The sequence below is a fragment of the Clostridium sp. AF29-8BH genome (genome assembly GCF_003478145.1).
GTDB classification, from domain to species: Bacteria; Bacillota; Clostridia; order Lachnospirales; family Lachnospiraceae; genus Otoolea; species Otoolea fessa.
Genome location: NZ_QUEL01000008.1, coordinates 52,528 through 70,412, shown reverse-complemented (window position 1 = coordinate 70,412; position 17,885 = coordinate 52,528). Strand labels below are relative to the sequence as shown.

Sequence of the window (17,885 nt, the reverse complement as noted above, 5' to 3'; positions counted from 1 at the left end):
AGAATGCATCAGGAGCGGTGCACTTGAACGAATGGTTTGAAACACACCCGTTTCTAAAACAAATGCGAAGGCGGCTGTCAGTGGAATTGGCAGTCTGCCTTCTTTTATTTTGCGGCGTCTTTCTGGCGGCACGGTATGCGGGGCTGGCATCAGCGGGGGCGGACGCTGTGCTTGGAAAGAAAAAGCCGGTTGTTTTCTTGGACGCCGGGCATGGGGATTTTGATCCGGGAAAGGTGAGTGTGGACGGAAGCCTGGAAAAGGACATCAATCTGGCAATCGCGAAGCGCCTGAAATGGTATCTGGAGCAGTCGGATGTGGAGGTCGTGATGAGCCGGGAGGATGACCGGGGACTTTACGATACGTCAGCCGGAAGCCGGAAAATGTCCGACATGAAAAACCGCTGCGCCCGCGTCGAGGAATCCGGCGCGGATCTGGTCGTCAGCATCCACCAGAACAGCTACCACCAGGAGGACGTATCTGGCGCGCAGGTATTTTATTACCGGAAGTCAGAGAAGGGGAAACGGCTGGCGGAAATACTGCAGAAGCGCTTCGACTATGCGCTGGGAGACCAGAACCGCAGAAAAGCCAAACCGAATGACAGCTATTACCTCCTGCTCCACGTCAAATGCCCGATTGTTATTGTCGAGTGCGGATTTTTGTCTAACTGGAAAGAAGCGGCGCTGCTGAAAACAGAAGAATATCAGGACCGCGTGGCGTATACGCTGCATATGGGGATCATGGAGTATCTGAATGGGCGCTGAAACCTTGAACTGACGGGGAATCTTGTGTATACTAGGAGTACTTAGCGAGGTATTTTCGAGCTTAGTACGAGTCATGCCGCGCATACTAGGAGTACTTAGCGAGGTATTTTCGAGCTTAGTACGGAAAATAGATTTATTCATTGTGAGATAGTAGAAAGAAGAATCAATATGCAAAACGAAACGAAAAAAGAACTTCATACCCAGATGTGGAAGATAGAAAATCCAAAGGACTTTACGGCGCATGACCGGGAGGTGCTTGAGAAGGCGGCAAAGATCATCCGCGCGGGCGGTCTGGTGGCATTTCCGACGGAAACTGTGTACGGCCTGGGGGCGAATGCGCTGGATGAGGCGGCAGCGAAGAAGATTTATGCGGCGAAGGGACGCCCGTCTGACAACCCGCTGATCGCGCATGTGTCCTGTCTGGAGGAGATCGCGCCGCTGGTATCGAATATGCCGGAAAATGGCAAAAAGCTTGCAAAGGCATACTGGCCGGGACCGATGACGATGGTATTTCCTAAGAGCGCGATCGTGCCGTATGGAACGACCGGCGGGCTTGACACGGTGGCAATCCGGATGCCGTCTGATCCGATCGCGGCAGAGTTAATCCGTCTGTCCGGCGTGCCGATCGCGGCTCCGAGTGCGAATACATCGGGACGCCCAAGCCCGACGCGCGCTGATCACGTGCTTCAGGATATGGACGGAAAGATCGATGCGATCATCGACGGCGGTCCGGTTGGAATTGGTCTGGAATCGACGATCGTGGATGTTACGGAGGAAATGCCGATGGTTTTAAGACCGGGTGCGATCACCGTGGAGATGCTGCGTGAAACGGTCGGGGAAGTCGGCATTGATCCGGCGATTTTAGGACCGGTCAGCGCGGATGTGCGCCCGAAAGCACCGGGAATGAAATACCGCCATTATGCACCGAAAGCCGATCTGACACTGGTCGAGGGCGAGACGGAGGCAGTTGTGGAGACGATCAACCGCCTGGCAGGCGAAAAGCTGGCAGAAGGGCGCAAGGTTGGAATTATCTGCACGGACGAGACGAAAGACCGTTACCCGGCGGGGATGCTGGAAAGCATCGGTGCGCGGGCGCGTCAGGAGACTGTTGCACACAACCTGTATGCGGTTCTGCGCGATTTCGACGATCGTGGCGCGGAATATATCTTTTCGGAAGGATTTTCGGAAGACAATTTAGGACGGGCGATTATGAACCGGCTCAATAAGGCGGCTGGCTATCATATTTTGAAGGTGTGAGACGATGCGGTACTTATTGGCGGCGATTAATGCCAAATATATACATTCAAATCTGGGAATTTACAGCCTGAGACGGTATGCGATGGAGCGGCTGGGGCTGGGACAGAAGGATGAGCAGGGTGCGGCTGTTGGAATGGAAATGGTTTCGGAGGCAGCAGAAGGTGCGAATCGAACGAAAACCGTGTCGGAAATCCAGATCGATCTCGGCGAGTACACCATCAACCACCAGATGGATCAGATTCTGCAGGATATTTACCGGAGAAAACCGGATGTGGTGGGATTTTCCTGTTATATCTGGAATATCGTTTACGTAAAGGAACTGATCCACGATTTGAAAAAGGTTCTTCCGCAGGTCCGCATCTGGATGGGAGGTCCGGAGGCTTCGTATGACGCGGTTCACCTGATGGATGAGCTGCCGGAGGTCGAGCTGATCATGCAGGGCGAAGGCGAGGAGACCTTTACGCGGTTGGTGGAGGCGTGTGAGTGCGGGACGGAGGTTTGTTTTTCAGAGCTCCCAGGCATTGTCCTACGCCGTTCGGATGGCACCATCGAGGTCCATCGTCCGGCGCCGCTCATGAATCTGGACGACATTCCATTTTCCTACGGAGATTTAAGCGGGCTGGAACACCGCATTATCTACTATGAGAGCAGCCGTGGATGCCCATTTTCCTGTAGTTACTGTCTGTCCTCGATTGATAAAAAAGTGCGGTTCCGCAGCCTTTCGCTGGTGACGAAGGAACTGCAGTTTTTCCTTGACCGGAAGGTGCCGCAGGTAAAGTTCGTAGACAGGACGTTTAACTGCAAAAAGAGCCATTCGATGGCAATCTGGCAGTATTTGCTGGAACATGATAATGGAATTACCAACTTCCATTTTGAAATTTCATCGGATCTTCTGGATGATGACGAGCTGGCGCTGATGAAACAGATGCGTCCGGGGCTGATTCAGTTGGAAATCGGTGTGCAGACGACGAACCTGGTGGTTGTGAAGGAGATCCGGAGGACGATGGATCTGGACAAGGTGGCGCGCCGTGTGGCGCAGGTCAACACCTTTGGCAACATCCATCAGCATCTCGACCTGATTGCGGGGCTTCCGTATGAGGATATCGAGAGCTTTCATCGTTCCTTCAACGATGTATACAAAATGGAGCCGGAACAGCTTCAGCTTGGCTTTCTGAAGGTGCTGAAGGGTTCCTATATGGAAGAAATGAAGCAGAAATACGGTCTGCTCAGCCAGAGCAAGCCGCCGTATGAGGTGCTTAGAACCAACTGGCTTTCCTATGAAGAGGTGATCCGTCTCAAGGGTGTGGAAGAGATGGTCGAGGTCTATTACAACAGCGGGCAGTTCCGCCGCACGATGAAATGCCTGTCGCAGGAATGGGGCGATGCGTTTGATTTGTATGACCGCCTGGCGGCATTTTATGAGGAAGAGGGACTGAATGGAGTGAGCCATAACCGGCTGGCACGGTATGAGATTTTGTATCTGTTTATTCAGAAATGGGGGAACAAAGAAATTTCCTATCAGGATCTTCTCATTTATGACCTCTACCTCCGTGAAAACGTCAAGAGCCGTCCATCTTTTGCCCCGGATCCGTCGGAGTGGAAGAACGAGACGAAGCAGTTTTTCATGCGCGAGGCGAAGGAACGCCGTTATTTGAAGGGCTACGAGGCATACGATTCCAGGCAGATGGCGAAAATGGCGCATTTAGAGCGGATGGAAGACGGAAGCTTTGTGCTGTTTGATTACAAAAACCGGGATGCTCTGTTTGGCAATGCGGCGGCATTTTCCATTTCACAGGATGAAATATAGTGAGAAATGGGATTTTCCAGAGAAAGACAGGAAAAAGAAATTGCGGATGGCGGCAGTCTGAACATCTGCGAACGAGAAGAAATGTAGGACAGCCATATTTTAAATTAGATGGATAGTAAACTGTTCAGTAGGTCTGTGCATTTACTGCGCTGACCGTACGAAAACATGGGCCAGCAGGCAAAAATCCCATTGCCGTAGGCAATTTTTAATGGATTTTTGCGCGTGACTGTGAAGGTACTGAACAGTTACGATGGATAAATAAAATGGAAAAAACAGACAATTCTTATATAGCGATTGACCTGGAGACAACAGGGTTAAATCCCAAAACCGAGCGGATCATCGAGATTGGCGCGGCGCGGGTGGAAGATGGAACCGTGGTGCAGACGTATTCGACGTTTGTCAACCCGGAGCGGGAACTGGATGCGCGCATCCGGGAGCTGACGGGAATCTGTGACGATGATTTGAAGGATGCGCCGGTGCTGGATACAGTTTTGCCGGAACTTCTGGCATTCTGCGGGGAGCTGCCGCTTCTGGGGCATCATGTTATCTTTGATTTCAGCTTTCTCAAGCGGGCGGCGGTCAACCGGAAGTATACATTTGAGCATGCGGGGCTTGATACCTTGAAAATCTGCCGCCATTTTATGCCAGAGGAGGAAAAAAAGAATCTGGCAGCCGCGTGTCGGTATTTTGCGGTGGATCCGGGCGAGAGCCATCGGGCGCTTTCGGATGCGCTGGCGGCGCACCATCTGTATCAGGAGCTTAAAAACAGGTATTTTCTGGAAGTGCCGGAGGTGTTTGCACCGCAGCCTTTGATTTACAAGGTAAAACGCGAACAGCCCGCGTCAAAAAAGCAAAAAGAAGTCTTGCGGGAATTACTAAAATATCATAGAATAAATTTATCTGCGCAGATTGATTCGCTTTCGAAAAATGAGATTTCGAGACTTACGGATCAGATTATCGCGCAGCATGGCAGAATGCAGAAGAGGTGAGAGATATGTTTAAATTTTCAAATCAGAAAACACGCCAGATCGTATCAGCGGTTGTTATTATAATCGTAGTAGTAGCGATGGTAGCGGGAACCATTTTGGCAGGTCTTATGATGTAAAGGTTCGGTAGATGATGAAAAAAAGAAATTGGATGGCAGGCGTATGCGGTGCGGCAGTGATGGGACTGCTTATAGCCGGTACGGGCACCGCGTCAGCGGGGACGATTCCCACGGGTTTTCAGGTCGGTGGGTTTGATCTTTCCGGGATGACGCGGGAAGAGGCGGATCAGACGATTGAAAAATCCATCGGGGAGATGGAAAATCAGACCATTTCGATCCGGGTAGAAGGTCATGAGGTTCAGACGAAGGCGGCGGAGCTGGGATTTTCCTGGGTCAACCAGAACGAGATTGATGAGGAAGTGGAGAAACTTTCCGGCGGAAATCTTCTGCGCCGGTATCTGAATCAGAAGGAATTAGAGCAGTCCGGTGTGGATCTGCAGATTGAGACAGCGGTCGATGAAGCGAAGGTTGCCGAGTTTGTGCAGACCCGGTGCGCGGAATTTACGACAGCGCCGCAGGACGCCGTGATCACGCATGAAAATGGAGTCTTTCAGGTCAGCCAGTCTTCGGCGGGACAGGAAGTGGACATAGATGCGACGACAAAAGCACTGAATGAGGCGCTCGCGGGCGGTCTTTCGGAACCGGTTTCGGTGGATGCAACAGTCAAAAATGCAGAGCCGACCCGCACGACAGAGGCATTATCTACGATTCAGGATGCACTTGGAACATTCAGTACCGGATTCAACCCGGGAAATGTGTCGCGTTCCAAGAATCTGCGGAACGGTGCGGCGAAGATCAACGGCACGGTTCTGATGCCGGGAGAAGAATTTTCGGCTTATACATGGCTGACCCCATTTACGGTGGAAAATGGCTATGCATCGGCAGGTTCCTATGCGAACGGTCAGGTAGTCGATACGGTCGGCGGTGGCGCCTGCCAGATCTGCACGACGCTCTACAATGCAGCGCTTCTGGCGGAGATGGATATCACCCAGCGCCAGAATCATTCGATGATTGTTACTTACGTTCCGGCATCGCAGGATTCGGCGATCGCGGGTACTTATAAGGATCTGAAATTTAAAAATCCATACGATACCCCGATCTATATGGAAGGGGCAGTGAACGGCGGGACTATTTCATTTACGATATATGGAAAAGAGACACGACCGGCAAACCGGACGATCAAATACGTTTCGGAGACACTGTCGAAGAAGGATCCGGGCGAGCCGATCACAAAGGTGGACGCATCTTTGAAGCCGGGTGCGAGGGTGAAGGAACAGTCGGCGCACTATGGGCTGCAGTCACGGCTCTGGAAATACGTCTACGTGGACGGCGTGGAGATGGAGAAAACCTTGCTGCAGACGGATACCTATATGGCATCGAAGGCAATCTACCGTGTAGGTCCGGCCGTTGCAGCTGCGGCACCGGCGGTTCCGGCTGGACCGCAGCCTGAGACACCGCAGCCTGAGACGCCACAGCCGGAAAATCCGGTTCCGGCACCGACGGAAGCACCGGCAGCACAGGAGCCGACCCCGGCACAGCCGCAGGGACCAGCCGGTCCGGCGCAGGAAGCAGCGCCGCCGATGGAGTGATAGCTTATATCGGATCATATATAGTGATGGTATGAGAGCAGAGATTTGTGGTAACATGGCGTGGTAAACGCAGAAAATTACTGTACTTGAATGTGAAGCTGGGAAAGGAATCAGAATGAACATAAAAGATGAAATTTTCGAGGCATACGGGGAGATGAAAGCCGAGCAGGATCTTCTGGCGGTCGGTTACACCGCGCTTCTTGGTACCTCGATGGCGGCAAAAAGCGGCGAGGCGGCGCTTTTGAACCGATTTTCTGCACGGTATGTGAGAGAATGCCAGAATCTCTATGAGAAATGGAATCCGTCTCCGCTTCTGGAGGCATTTGCTGCACATAAAGAGCGGAAAGTGCTGACCCGTCTCGGCGCATCTGCGTGGTATCCGGCGGGCGGGGGCGGCGTCATGGCAGCGCTGTGGCATTTTTTTGATGGATTCGGACTCGGATTTGAGATGGATCTTAGGAAACTTCCGATCCGCCAGGAGACGGTGGAGGTCTGCGAGGTATTTGACCTCAATCCATACCGTTTACAGTCCCAGGGCTGCATTCTGCTGACGGCGTCTAGCGGTCCGAAACTGCTAAAGAATCTGGAGAGAGAGGGCATTCCGGCGGCGCTCATCGGTCGGACGCGCACAGCGATCGGACGCGAGATTTACAGCGGCGAAGTACATAGCTTTCTTGACCGGCCAAAACCGGATGAGATAGATAAAATGAAAGACTTACCAAAATCCCATTAACAGGAGGTAGTAAAGTGAGAGAGAGAATTTTAGCGGTCATTGAAAAAAACAGCCGCATCAGCGTCAAAGAGCTGGCGGATTTACTCGGGGAAAATGAAGCTGCGGTCGCGGCGGAGATCGCCGAAATGGAAAATGAACATATCATCTGCGGTTACCATACCCTGATTAACTGGGATAATACAGATGAGGAGAAGGTCATTGCACTGATCGAAGTAAAGGTAACGCCGCAGCGCGAGATGGGCTTTGACAAGATTGCCGAGAGAATCTATCAGTACAGCGAGGTGACCTCGGTATACCTGATGTCCGGCGGCTATGATTTTACCGTTATGATCGAGGCGAAAACCATGCGTGCAGTTGCACAGTTTGTGGCAGAAAAGCTTTCCACGATCGATTCTGTGCTGAGTACCGCGACCCATTTTATTCTTAAAAAATACAAAGACCATGGTACCGTTCTCTGCGACGGTCCTCAGGATGAAAGGATGTTGATTGTTCCGTGAGAAACCCATTATCAGATACGATTGTAAATATTCCGCCGTCCGGAATCCGGAAGTTTTTTGACGTTGTCAGCGAGATGAAGGGCGCGATCTCCCTGGGCGTGGGCGAACCGGATTTTGATACACCGTGGCATATCCGCGAGGAGGGCATTTATTCGCTGGAAAAAGGACGTACCTTCTATACGTCGAACTCTGGTTTAAAGGAACTGCGCCAGGAGATCTGCCATTATCTGAAACGTCGTCAGCGTCTTGAGTATGATCCGAATACAGAAGTGATGGTAACAGTCGGCGGCAGCGAGGCGATTGATATCGCCCTGCGCGCGATGCTCAATCCGGGCGATGAGGTTCTGATTCCGCAGCCGAGTTACGTTTCCTATGTGCCGTGTACGGTGCTGGCGGGCGGTACGCCGGTCATTATCGAGCTGGAGGAGAAGGATGAGTTCCGTCTGACGCCGGAGAAGCTGCTGGAGAAAATCACACCGAAAACAAAGGTGCTGATTCTTCCATTCCCGAACAATCCAACGGGCGCGATCATGAACCGCACCGATCTGGAGCGATCGCGAAGGTGATTGAGGAGAAGGATCTGTTTGTGCTGAGTGATGAAATTTATTCCGAGCTGACCTACAGTGGCAAGCACGTTTCCATCGCGGAGATTTCCGGGATGCGTGACCGCACGGTGTTGATCAACGGATTTTCCAAGGCATATGCGATGACCGGGTGGCGTCTCGGCTATGCGGCGGCTCCAGCGCTTATCTTAAAACAGATGTTGAAAATCCATCAGTTTGCGATTATGTGTGCGCCGACCACCAGCCAGTATGCAGCGGTTGACGCCCTGCGGAATGGCGATGAGGACATTGCCCGCATGAAGAAAGCCTACGATGAGCGCCGCCGCTATCTTTTGAGAGAGTTCCGGGGGCTCGGCATGGACTGTTTCGAGCCGTATGGAGCATTTTATATGTTCCCGTGCATCAAACGGTTTGGCATGACCTCGGATGAATTCGCAAACCGCCTGTTACAGGAAGAGAAGCTGGCGCTTGTGCCGGGCACCGCGTTTGGAGACTGCGGCGAGGGCTATCTGCGTGTTTCCTATGCGTATTCGCTGGAGGATCTGCAGAAGGCGATCGAGCGCATCAAGCGGTTTGTGGCACGGCTGGATGGAGAGAAGAAATGTTAAATATTGTACTCTATGAACCGGAGATGCCGATGAATACAGGAAATATAGGACGAAGCTGCGTGGCAACGAACACGCGGCTTCATCTGATCGAGCCTCTCGGTTTTAAATTGAATGATAAAATGGTAAAAAGAGCGGGTCTTGATTACTGGCCACATCTGGACGTGACAGTTTACAGCGATTTTAAAGATTTTCTGGAGAAGAATCCGGCGCGCGCCCGTATATGGCGACCACGAAGACGACGCAGGTGTATACGGACGTTCACTACGATCCGGACTGCTATATCATGTTCGGACCGGAAAGCCGCGGCATCCCGGAAGACTCCTGATCGAAGACCCGGAGCGCTGCGTCCGCATCCCGATGTGGGGTGAGACGCGTTCTCTGAATCTGTCAAACTCGGTGGCGATCATTCTGTATGAGGCGCTGCGGCAGAATGGGTTTGAGAAGATGAATACGGAGGGGCATCTGCATCACCTCCAGTGGAAATAAGGTGGATTCTGTCCCACACGTGCGTCATCAACGTCTCAGATGAAACAGGAATTAGTGGCACCAAGTCCCACAGGCACTGATATTTCCGTCGCATTCGGCGTCGGAGTCAGTGCCATTTTTATTGTTGTCCGGCAGGTGGACGCCGCAGGATGGTCCGTTATTTCCGCTCCGGTCAAAGTGAAGCATTCCGTTTAAGAAGTCTTCGATGCGGTCTTTAGGAGCGCCTTTGGCGCCGCCGAGAACCTGAATGCTGGTTTCGCGCAGGGCGATCATCATCGGGATCGGAAGGGCGTCGCAGAGGAGAACGGCAGTATTTTCTTTTTTCAGAAACTCGACCAGCGCGCCGGGATCGTTTGCATAGGTCTGTTTCACGGTTTTGGTGGAAATAATCTCATCGTCAACTACATCAAAAATTAAAAATTCTTTCACCTGAGCCAGGTGGGAGCAGATTTCTCCGTTTTCATAAGGGACTGCAATTTTCATGAGTGACCTCCTTTTTTAGAGATAGTATAGCGCTTAGAATTGAAAAATCAATATAAATGTATATGTTATTTATGAAAAAATATATAATAGACATATATGTAGGTGGCTTGTATGGATGAAGTAAATATTGAGAAGAATGAAAAGAAGGATGCGTTACTGATAGCAATCGAAGAAGGAAGAACGATTGTAAAAGATCCAAATGCACCGAGATATTCCAGTATGGAAGACTTAAAAGCGGCATTGGAAGTATAATATCTTTGATAGAAAAAGAGAGCCAGCAGAATGCACTTCTGTTGACTCTTTTTTACAATTATGATTTGAAGCAGCAAGCCCCTTAATCCGACTTAACTTCTTTCCACAAACTATTATAAAGCTCGTCCGCCTCATCCCCAAGATACCGGTAAACCTCGCAGTTTTTCAGCTGCTTCGCATCTGGGAAGACGGCTTTGTTGTTCTGGATTTCTTTGTCCAGCATTTCCTTGGCTGCCTTGTTTGGCGTCGCGTAGGTAATGTACTCAAAGTTTTTGACTGCGACATCCGGGCGGCAGAGAAAATTGATCCATTTTTCTGCGTTTTCCTTATTTTTCGCATTTTTCGGAACTACCCAGGAATCGAGCCAGACGTTGGTTCCCTCTTCCGGGATCACATATTCCAGGGAGAATGGGAGGTTCTGTGCGGCTACCTCATCCTGGATGTACATGATCTCGCCGGAGTAGATGACGCCGATGGCTGCCTCGCCGCCGATCATCTTGTCACGCACCTGATCGATGACGTAAGCCTGTATGAGCGGTTTCTGGTCAATCAGATCCTGCTTTGCCTGCTGGAGTTCGGTTTCGTCGGTCGAGTTGGCAGAGAAGCCGTCTTTTTTGAGCGCTACCATGAAGGCATCGCGGACGCTGTCCTGCATCAGGATCTCGCCTTTATAAGCCGGATTCCAGAGATCGGACCATTTGGCCGGAACTGGAAGTCCTTTTTCTTCGATGAGCTTCGTATTATAAAGAATACCGACGGTTCCCCAGGTGTATGGCACGGAATATTTGTTTTCCGGGTCGAACTGCTTGGACATTTCCATGTACTGCGGGTCAATGTTTTTGACATTTGGAATATTGTCAAAGTTGAGTTCGGCAAGCAGGTCATTTTCCTTCATTTTCTGAATCATGTAGTCGGATGGGCAGACTACATCGTAGTTGACGCCGCCGGCTTCGATGACCGGATACATTTCTTCCAGTGTCTCAAATACGTCGTAGGTAACCTTGATTCCGGTTTCCTGTTCAAATTCCTCAATCAGGTCTGGATCAATATATTCGCCTGCATTGTAGACGTACAGTTCGTTTGAATGAGTTGTGGTGTAGCGGCTGTAGGTGCTGACACCAACGACAAGCAGAATCAGCGTGCAGGCAAGTCCCAGAACGCCGTTCTTGATCTGGTTGTTGCGTTTGCGGCGCTTGATGGTCTCTGTGTCAATCACAGTCGCATTGCCGGTGGATTTTTTCTCCGGGGCAAAGTTGGTGATTACCAGGAGCACCAGGACTGCCACGAAAATCAGCGTGGACAGGGCGTACATCGTCGGCTGGATGCCTCGGCGCACCTGGCTGTAGATCAGGGTGGATAAGGTATCCATACCGGCACCTCTTGTAAAGTGCGTAATGATAAAATCATCGAGGGACATCGTAAATGCCATCAAAAAGCCGGAGAGGATACCTGGGACGATGTCTGGAAATACGACCTTGAAGAAGGCATATAGTGGGCTGGCACCGAGATCCAGAGCGGCTTCGTAGGTGTACCGGTTCGTCTGCTTGAGTTTCGGCATGACACTTAATATCACATATGGAATGTTAAATGTGATATGCGCGATCAGCACGGTTTTAAATCCGAGAGAGATACCGAACGCGATAAATGCCAGCATCAGGGAGATACCGGTTACGATATCGGAGTTCAGCATCGGGATGTTGTTGATTCCCATGACGATGGTGCGCGGAATCCGTTTCATGCTGTTGATGCCGATGGCGGCGATCGTGCCGATGACGGTCGCGATCAGAGCCGACGCAAACGCGATGAGTAGCGTATTGTTTAAGGCATTCATGATGGCGGAATCCTGGAACATCTGCGTATACCAGCGGGTGGTAAAACCGCCCCAGACGGTTCTCGATTTTGTGTTGTTAAAGGACAAAACGATCATGGTCACGATCGGGATGTATAAAAAGAGCAGGATGAGCGCCAGGTAAAAGTCCTGGAAAAACTGTTTTAAGCGGTTATGTTTCATCAGAACGCATTGCCCTCCCCTTCTTTATCGTATTTGGCGATGAGCGCCATACTCAGTAAAATGAAAATCATCAGAACCAGCGAGAGACCGGAACCTAAGTGCCAGTTGCTTCCCTTGGTGAACTCCTGCTCGATGACATTTCCGATGAGCAGGATCTTGCTGCCGCCTAAGAGACTGGAAATAACGAAGGTTGTCAGCGCCGGGACAAATACCATGGTAATGCCGCTGATGATGCCCGGGATGCTGAGCGGAATCCAGATGTGAATGAGTGTCTGGAAATTGTTTGCACCCAGGTCTTTGGCGGCGTTGATGGTATTGTCGTCGATCTTTGCCAGCACATTATAAATCGGGAGAATCATGAAAGGCAGGAAGTTGTATACCATACCCAGAATGATCGCCCACGGGGTATTGATGATGGCAATATTTGGCAGATGGAGAAAGGAAAGAATGCCGTTGATAACGCCATTTTTCTCCAGGAGCGTCTGCCACGCGAGGGTGCGGAGCAGGAAATTCATCCACATCGGAAGGATGAAGACGAATACCATGAAGCTGCCTGCCCCAATGCCGCGGCGGCGCAGCACCAAAGCCAGCGGATAGGACAAAAGCAGGCAGATGGCGGTCGCAGCCAGAGACAGACCCAGGGATAAGAGCAGCGCCTTCATATGCTCCGGTGTCGTGATGGAACAGACATTTGCCAGTGTAAATGCCCCGCTTTTGGTTGTCAGACCGTAGTATACGATCAGCAGGAGCGGGATGATGGTAAAACCGATCATCCAGAGAATATAAGGACCGGCGAAGAGCCGTTTCACGTTTGATTTCATGCTAAGTCCGACTCCTTTCTATTCATTGACGCCCACAGCTTCCTCGTCCTCTGACGCCGGCTTGTTCATGATCTGGATGTCAAACGGGTCTACATGGATGCCGACCTTCTCGCCGACCGGGAACATATCCGTGCTGTGAACCAGCCATTCATAGCCGTCCGGTGTGGTGACTTCCATCTCATAGTGGACGCCCTTGAAAATCAGGTGGGTGACAATGCCCTGCAGCGTGCCTTCCTCCGGTTTTACGAGGTCGATGTCCTCCGGGCGGATGACAACGTCTACCGGTTGGTTTGTTCCGAATCCCTTATCGACGCAGGCAAATTTCGCACCGAAGATTTCAACCAGCTCGTCGTGGATCATCAGACCGTCCACAATGTTGCTCTCGCCGATGAAGTCGGCAACGAATGCGTTTTCCGGCTCGTTGTAGATCTGTTCCGGGGAACCCATCTGCTGGATATAACCCTGGTTCATGACAACGATGGTATCGGACATCGTCAATGCCTCTTCCTGATCGTGGGTAACATAGATAAAAGTGATGCCTAACTCATTTTTCAGACGGATCAGCTCATACTGCATGTCCTGTCGCAGTTTTAAATCTAGGGCACCGAGCGGCTCATCGAGAAGCAGGACCTTTGGCTCGTTGACAATCGCACGCGCAATGGCGATACGCTGCTGCTGACCGCCGCTCAAAGAGTCAATGCTGCGATGCTCAAAGCCGTTTAGGTTTACAAGCTTTAAAGCGTACTTAATTTTATCATCAATATATGCTTTTGATTTATTCTTAATTTTTAGCCCAAATGCGATATTATCTGCGATGCTCATATGCGGAAACAGTGCGTATTTCTGGAATACGGTGTTTAGCTGGCGCTTGTTTGGCGGAAGTTTGGTGATGTCTTCGCCGCCGAAAATTACTTTTCCTGTATTTGGGGATTCAAATCCGCCGATGATGCGGAGCGTGGTCGTCTTGCCGCAGCCGCTGGGACCTAAGAGCGTTACAAAGGAATTTTCCTTTACTGAAAGGCTCAAGTCATCCAGGACCAGGGTGTCGTCAAAGCGTTTCGAGATATGCTGTAAATCGATTAATGGCTGGCTCATGCGTTTCCTCCGTAAATAGTAAAATAATGTGTAGTATTAGAAACTTGGCGGCGAGCTGACCCAGAGGATCGTCGCGCCGGAGCGGCTTTCAAGGTAATGCGTCTTGTCGCTCGTATAGTAAAAAGATTCGCCCTTTTTGGCTTTGTACGTCCGGTTCCCCAGATGAATCAGGATGCTGCCGGAAAGAACGTAGCCAAATTCCTCACCCTCATGCGGGCTGTCCGGATAGGTGGAGCCGCCGACACCGAGTGTCAGGCGGATCGGTTCCATCGTGTTCTTCTGGGCGTTCGGGATGATCCACTGAATCTCATTTTTCAGTTCCGGATCTTCCTTGATAAAATAGTCGTTTTTTTCAAATACAATCTGCTCTTCCGGAGCCTCGTTGAAAAACTCCCCTATGGTTGTGCCGAGACACTGGAGAATATCCATCAAAGTAGCGATGGACGGGGAGGTCAGATCGCGCTCTACCTGGGAGATAAATCCCTTCGAAAGCTCTGCGCGGTCAGCCAGCTCTTCCTGCGTCAGACCCTTTAAAATTCGCAGTTCCTTTAATTTTCCTCCTATACTCAACAGAGGGAACCTCCTTTCCTGGTTTCATAGGAAATTGCGTCCTATGAAACAAAAAACGCTCCACGAGGATGCGCCAGGGCACATTCTTTTTTATAAAAACCGGGTGGGAAAACCATCCGTCCGGCGTTTTTTAGAAACATGCAAAAGTAAGATGAAAGTTTAGAAATTCTAAAATGAATGTAAAATTAATCTTTTTGTTTAGAAATAATAAACTTGCTTCCGAGTATCTATTATACAGAATGTGGGGAAGGTGTCAAGGAAAAAAACGGGAAAATCCGGGGGTTCTCAAATTGTGTGAAAAAAGAGTGCAAAAATGGCGGTATGATGATAAAATAGGGGCAGATAATTTGATAGAAACCGTTATAACGGTTCTGGGGGATCAAAGGAGGAACATTTCATGCAGGATAAGTATATGGCATATGTGGGTTCTTACTCATACAACGGTCAGGCAAAGGGAATTACCGTGTATGATGTGGATGTAAAAAAGGGAAAATTTATCTACCGGTGCGAGGTGGAAGTGGACAACTCTTCCTATTTAACTGTTTCACATGACGGGCGGATGCTCTATTCCATCGCGGATGAGGGCGTTGTGGCGTTCCGGATTCTGGAAAACGGCGCACTCAGCCGTGTGAACAGCGCAAATATCAAGGCGATGCGCGGCTGCCATATTGCGACCGATGCGGAGGACAAGTTTATCTTCGTATCCGGCTATCATGACGGCAAGGAGACGGTGGTCCGCCTGAAACCGGACGGTTCTATCGGGGAAGTGACCGACGGCGTTTACCACAAGGGACTTGGAAGCGTGGCAGAGCGCACGTTCCGCCCGCATGTGAGCTGTGCGGAGCGCACGCCGGATGGCAGATTCCTGCTGGTAGCCGATCTGGGAATTGACCAGGTCAAGATTTACAGGTTTGATGGCGAGAAGGGAACCCTTTCATTGGTGGACGCGATCCGCTGTGATTTGGAATCTGGTCCGAGACATTTCATGTTCAGCAAGGATGGAAAATTCTTGTATTTGATGTATGAAATCAAAAATGTGATTGATGTATACACGTATGAAACGGGCGATCGTGTGCCGAAGATCGAGAAGATCCAGACGATCCCATCGACCGCACCGGAGCGCACTAGCCAGCTGACTGCAGCGTGCACGATCCGGATGTCCGAGGACGAGACACATCTGTTCTGCAGCAATGCGGGCGATAATTCAGTCAGTGTCTACGAGCGCGATGCACAGACGGGGCTTTTGAAGCTGCTCTGCTGTCTTCCGATCAGTGGAGATTACCCGAAGGATATCGCGATTTTTCCGGATGGAAACCATCTGGCGTCGATCAACCACGGCAGTAACAGCATTTCTTTCTTCCAGGTGGAATATAAGGAGAAACTGCTGGTGATGAGCGGACGCAGTATTTCGGTGAATGAGCCAAACTGCTGTGTGATTACAAAGGTACCTACGAGAGGAAAGAAAGCAGACTAAATGGCAGAAGGAGTTAATAGCGAGAATGGCAGGATCAACATACGGAAAAATACTGACAATGACAACGTGGGGCGAATCCCACGGCGCAGGCGTGGGCGTGGTCGTAGATGGCTGTCCGGCGGGGCTTGCGCTTTGTGAGGAAGACGTTCAACGTTATCTGGACCGCCGCAAACCGGGGCAGAGCCGTTTTACGACGAAGCGCAGCGAGAGCGATACGGTGGAGATCCTGTCAGGCGTTTTTGAAGGGCGGACGACGGGCACGCCGATCTCGATGTTGGTGCGGAACCAGGATCAGCATTCGAAGGATTACAGTGAGATCGCCAGTTATTACCGTCCCGGACATGCGGATTATACCTTCGATGAAAAATACGGTTTCCGGGATTATCGGGGCGGCGGACGTTCTTCGGGACGCGAGACGATCGGACGCGTGGCAGCAGGCGCTATCGCGGCAAAGCTGCTGGAATCCTTGAACATTCAGGTAAAAGCATACACGAAAGCGATCGGACCGGTGGAAGTGGCGCCGGATCGGTTTGATCTGGCGGAATGTGAAAAGAATAAGCTGTATATGCCGGATGCTGCCGCAGCCGCAGAGGCAGAGCAGTATCTGGAAAGGAAGATGGCGGAGAAAGATTCTGCTGGCGGTATCGTGGAATGCGTGATTGCCGGTCTTCCGGCAGGGCTTGGTGAACCGGTTTTTGATAAATTTAATGCGAACCTGGCAAAGGCAATCTGCTCGATCGGTGCTGTTAAAGGCTTCGAGATCGGAGAGGGTTTCCATGCGGCGCAGATGGCAGGAAGCGAGAACAACGACGCATTTGTCATGGATCCGGATGGAAGCATCGGCAAGGCGACGAACCATGCAGGTGGCATTTTAGGCGGTATAACGGATGGAAGCGAAGTTGTGTTCCGTGCGGCATTTAAACCGACCCCGTCAATTGCCGCAGAGCAGAGAACCGTCAATAAGAGCGGCGAGGAGATCGGTATCAGCATCAAGGGACGCCATGATCCGATCATTGTGCCGAGAGCGGTTGTCGTGGTTGAGACGATGGCGGCATTTGCGGCGGCGGATATGCTGCTGGGCGGCATGACGGCGAGGCTGGATCGGATTCAGGAGTTTTACCGGAAGTAAGGGAATGTAAATAAAAATTTTGGAAAAGCTGCGGCGGGCTCAGCCTGTTTGGTCCGCGGCTTTTTCTGGCATTAAATCAGGAGGCAGCAGGATGAGTGCAACAGGAATTTCAAAAGAAATAGAGACAGCAGGACAGTTAGAGGAGCTGCGCCAGGAGGTACGGATTGCCGCAGAGGAACTTCTCAGTGCGGCAAATATGAAGCCGGGACAGATTTTGGTGGTCGGATGCTCGTCCAGCGAGATTGCATCGCATAAGATCGGTTCCTATTCCAGTGCCGAGATCGGAAAAGCGGTGTTTGAGGAGCTGTATGCAGTTACCAAGTCGCAAGGGCTTTATCTGGCGGCACAGTGCTGTGAACATCTGAACCGGGCGCTGATTGTGGAAGAAGAAGCGGCGGAAAAATATGGTCTGGAGATGGTAAACGTCGTGCCGCAGCTAAAAGCAGGCGGTTCCTTTGCAACGGCAGCCTATGCGGGATTTGAACATCCGACAGCCGTAGAGCGGATTCAGGCACACGCGGGCATCGATATCGGAGACACTTTCATCGGTATGCACCTGCGCCCGGTTGCAGTTCCGGTGCGGACCTCGATCCGTGCGATCGGCGGCGCCCATGTGACGTGTGCGAGAACGAGGCTGAAATATATTGGCGGAGAGCGGGCGCATTATCTGGATGCGAAATAAAGAAAATGAGGAGTACAAAAAA

The 17,885-nt window shown here is 51.1% G+C and carries 16 protein-coding genes and 2 pseudogenes; 13 read left to right on the top strand and 5 right to left on the bottom strand.

All coding sequences use genetic code 11. The features are described 5' to 3' along the window. The first annotated feature begins 23 nt into the window (after positions 1–23). The 9 genes and pseudogenes from DWZ16_RS07215 (at position 24) to trmL (ending at position 9,346) form a co-directional block, all read left to right on the top strand. Complete coding sequence (locus tag DWZ16_RS07215; protein ID WP_333489847.1) at positions 24–761, top strand: N-acetylmuramoyl-L-alanine amidase; 738 nt, start codon at positions 24–26, stop codon at positions 759–761. A 204-nt stretch (positions 762–965) separates the two neighbouring features. Further along, positions 966–2,018 carry an L-threonylcarbamoyladenylate synthase gene (locus tag DWZ16_RS07210; RefSeq protein ID WP_242995804.1) on the top strand — a complete coding sequence of 351 codons (1,053 nt, stop codon included), beginning with the start codon at positions 966–968 and terminating at the stop codon, positions 2,016–2,018. A gap of 4 nt (positions 2,019–2,022) precedes the next feature. Further along, positions 2,023–3,825 (top strand): B12-binding domain-containing radical SAM protein, encoded by a 1,803-nt coding sequence (locus tag DWZ16_RS07205; RefSeq protein WP_118522509.1) that lies wholly within the window; start codon positions 2,023–2,025, stop codon positions 3,823–3,825. 263 nt (positions 3,826–4,088) lie between these two features. Beyond that, positions 4,089–4,814, top strand: coding sequence for a PolC-type DNA polymerase III (locus DWZ16_RS07200; RefSeq protein ID WP_022358853.1), 726 nt, complete (start codon positions 4,089–4,091; stop codon positions 4,812–4,814). 127 nt (positions 4,815–4,941) lie between these two features. Beyond that, positions 4,942–6,459 (top strand): VanW family protein, encoded by a 1,518-nt coding sequence (locus DWZ16_RS07195; RefSeq protein WP_243021951.1) that lies wholly within the window; start codon positions 4,942–4,944, stop codon positions 6,457–6,459. 115 nt (positions 6,460–6,574) lie between these two features. Next, positions 6,575–7,192 (top strand): AIR synthase-related protein, encoded by a 618-nt coding sequence (locus DWZ16_RS07190; protein ID WP_243015256.1) that lies wholly within the window; start codon positions 6,575–6,577, stop codon positions 7,190–7,192. A 14-nt stretch (positions 7,193–7,206) separates the two neighbouring features. Continuing rightward, positions 7,207–7,689 carry an Lrp/AsnC family transcriptional regulator gene (locus tag DWZ16_RS07185; RefSeq protein WP_022358850.1) on the top strand — a complete coding sequence of 161 codons (483 nt, stop codon included), beginning with the start codon at positions 7,207–7,209 and terminating at the stop codon, positions 7,687–7,689. Then, a pseudogene (locus DWZ16_RS07180) lies at positions 7,686–8,860 on the top strand (aminotransferase class I/II-fold pyridoxal phosphate-dependent enzyme). The gene DWZ16_RS07185 and the pseudogene DWZ16_RS07180 overlap by 4 nt, the downstream one beginning before the upstream one ends. Continuing rightward, positions 8,854–9,346: pseudogene (trmL, locus tag DWZ16_RS07175) on the top strand (tRNA (uridine(34)/cytosine(34)/5-carboxymethylaminomethyluridine(34)-2'-O)-methyltransferase TrmL). Before DWZ16_RS07180 ends, trmL begins: the two co-directional pseudogenes overlap by 7 nt. 51 nt (positions 9,347–9,397) lie before the next feature. On the opposite strand, the gene DWZ16_RS07170 reads toward trmL, so the two are convergent. Continuing rightward, on the bottom strand, positions 9,398–9,829 hold the full coding sequence (locus DWZ16_RS07170) for a NifB/NifX family molybdenum-iron cluster-binding protein (RefSeq protein WP_117796726.1): 432 nt from the start codon (positions 9,827–9,829) through the stop codon (positions 9,398–9,400). Positions 9,830–9,940: 111 nt separating this feature from the next. On the opposite strand from DWZ16_RS07170, the gene DWZ16_RS15430 reads away from it, so the two are divergent. Beyond that, positions 9,941–10,081 carry a hypothetical protein gene (locus DWZ16_RS15430; protein WP_181986255.1) on the top strand — a complete coding sequence of 47 codons (141 nt, stop codon included), beginning with the start codon at positions 9,941–9,943 and terminating at the stop codon, positions 10,079–10,081. An 82-nt stretch (positions 10,082–10,163) separates the two neighbouring features. Here DWZ16_RS15430 and DWZ16_RS07160 read toward each other — a convergent pair whose 3' ends face one another. The 4 genes from DWZ16_RS07160 to DWZ16_RS07145 are packed head-to-tail and all read right to left on the bottom strand — an operon-like array spanning position 10,164 to position 14,578. After that, a complete protein-coding gene (locus DWZ16_RS07160; protein ID WP_118522508.1) occupies positions 10,164–12,092 on the bottom strand; it encodes an extracellular solute-binding protein in 1,929 nt (642 codons plus the stop codon). Then, positions 12,092–12,913, bottom strand: a complete 822-nt coding sequence (locus tag DWZ16_RS07155; RefSeq protein WP_022358845.1) for an ABC transporter permease — start codon at positions 12,911–12,913, stop codon at positions 12,092–12,094. The genes DWZ16_RS07160 and DWZ16_RS07155 overlap by 1 nt, the downstream gene beginning before the upstream one ends. 18 nt (positions 12,914–12,931) lie before the next feature. Continuing rightward, on the bottom strand, positions 12,932–14,008 hold the full coding sequence (potA, locus tag DWZ16_RS07150) for a spermidine/putrescine ABC transporter ATP-binding protein (RefSeq protein WP_107001835.1): 1,077 nt from the start codon (positions 14,006–14,008) through the stop codon (positions 12,932–12,934). A gap of 36 nt (positions 14,009–14,044) precedes the next feature. Continuing rightward, the gene (locus DWZ16_RS07145) at positions 14,045–14,578 is read right to left on the bottom strand and encodes a helix-turn-helix domain-containing protein (RefSeq protein ID WP_107001836.1); all 534 of its coding nucleotides are present in this window, start codon (positions 14,576–14,578) and stop codon (positions 14,045–14,047) included. Between the two features lie 397 nt (positions 14,579–14,975). Between DWZ16_RS07145 and DWZ16_RS07140 the strand changes: the two genes are divergently transcribed. From DWZ16_RS07140 to DWZ16_RS07130, 3 genes are all read left to right on the top strand, one after another. Next, a complete protein-coding gene (locus DWZ16_RS07140; protein WP_107001837.1) occupies positions 14,976–16,052 on the top strand; it encodes a lactonase family protein in 1,077 nt (358 codons plus the stop codon). Positions 16,053–16,077: 25 nt separating this feature from the next. After that, a complete protein-coding gene (gene aroC / locus DWZ16_RS07135; protein ID WP_118522507.1) occupies positions 16,078–17,181 on the top strand; it encodes a chorismate synthase in 1,104 nt (367 codons plus the stop codon). A gap of 91 nt (positions 17,182–17,272) precedes the next feature. Beyond that, positions 17,273–17,863 carry a TIGR01440 family protein gene (locus DWZ16_RS07130; RefSeq protein WP_022358840.1) on the top strand — a complete coding sequence of 197 codons (591 nt, stop codon included), beginning with the start codon at positions 17,273–17,275 and terminating at the stop codon, positions 17,861–17,863. Positions 17,864–17,885 lie beyond the last annotated feature (22 nt).

Coding starts and splice junctions, on each gene's coding strand:
- DWZ16_RS07130 (WP_022358840.1), top strand. CDS start 17,273: ATGAGTGCAACAGGAATTTCAAAAGAAATAGAGACAGCAGGACAGTTA.
- DWZ16_RS07200 (WP_022358853.1), top strand. CDS start 4,089: ATGGAAAAAACAGACAATTCTTATATAGCGATTGACCTGGAGACAACA.
- DWZ16_RS07160 (WP_118522508.1), bottom strand. CDS start 12,092: ATGAAACATAACCGCTTAAAACAGTTTTTCCAGGACTTTTACCTGGCG.
- aroC (WP_118522507.1), top strand. CDS start 16,078: ATGGCAGGATCAACATACGGAAAAATACTGACAATGACAACGTGGGGC.
- DWZ16_RS07205 (WP_118522509.1), top strand. CDS start 2,023: ATGCGGTACTTATTGGCGGCGATTAATGCCAAATATATACATTCAAAT.
- DWZ16_RS07210 (WP_242995804.1), top strand. CDS start 966: ATGTGGAAGATAGAAAATCCAAAGGACTTTACGGCGCATGACCGGGAG.
- DWZ16_RS07190 (WP_243015256.1), top strand. CDS start 6,575: ATGAACATAAAAGATGAAATTTTCGAGGCATACGGGGAGATGAAAGCC.
- DWZ16_RS07140 (WP_107001837.1), top strand. CDS start 14,976: ATGCAGGATAAGTATATGGCATATGTGGGTTCTTACTCATACAACGGT.
- DWZ16_RS15430 (WP_181986255.1), top strand. CDS start 9,941: ATGGATGAAGTAAATATTGAGAAGAATGAAAAGAAGGATGCGTTACTG.
- DWZ16_RS07155 (WP_022358845.1), bottom strand. CDS start 12,913: ATGAAATCAAACGTGAAACGGCTCTTCGCCGGTCCTTATATTCTCTGG.
- DWZ16_RS07170 (WP_117796726.1), bottom strand. CDS start 9,829: ATGAAAATTGCAGTCCCTTATGAAAACGGAGAAATCTGCTCCCACCTG.
- DWZ16_RS07195 (WP_243021951.1), top strand. CDS start 4,942: ATGATGAAAAAAAGAAATTGGATGGCAGGCGTATGCGGTGCGGCAGTG.
- potA (WP_107001835.1), bottom strand. CDS start 14,008: ATGAGCCAGCCATTAATCGATTTACAGCATATCTCGAAACGCTTTGAC.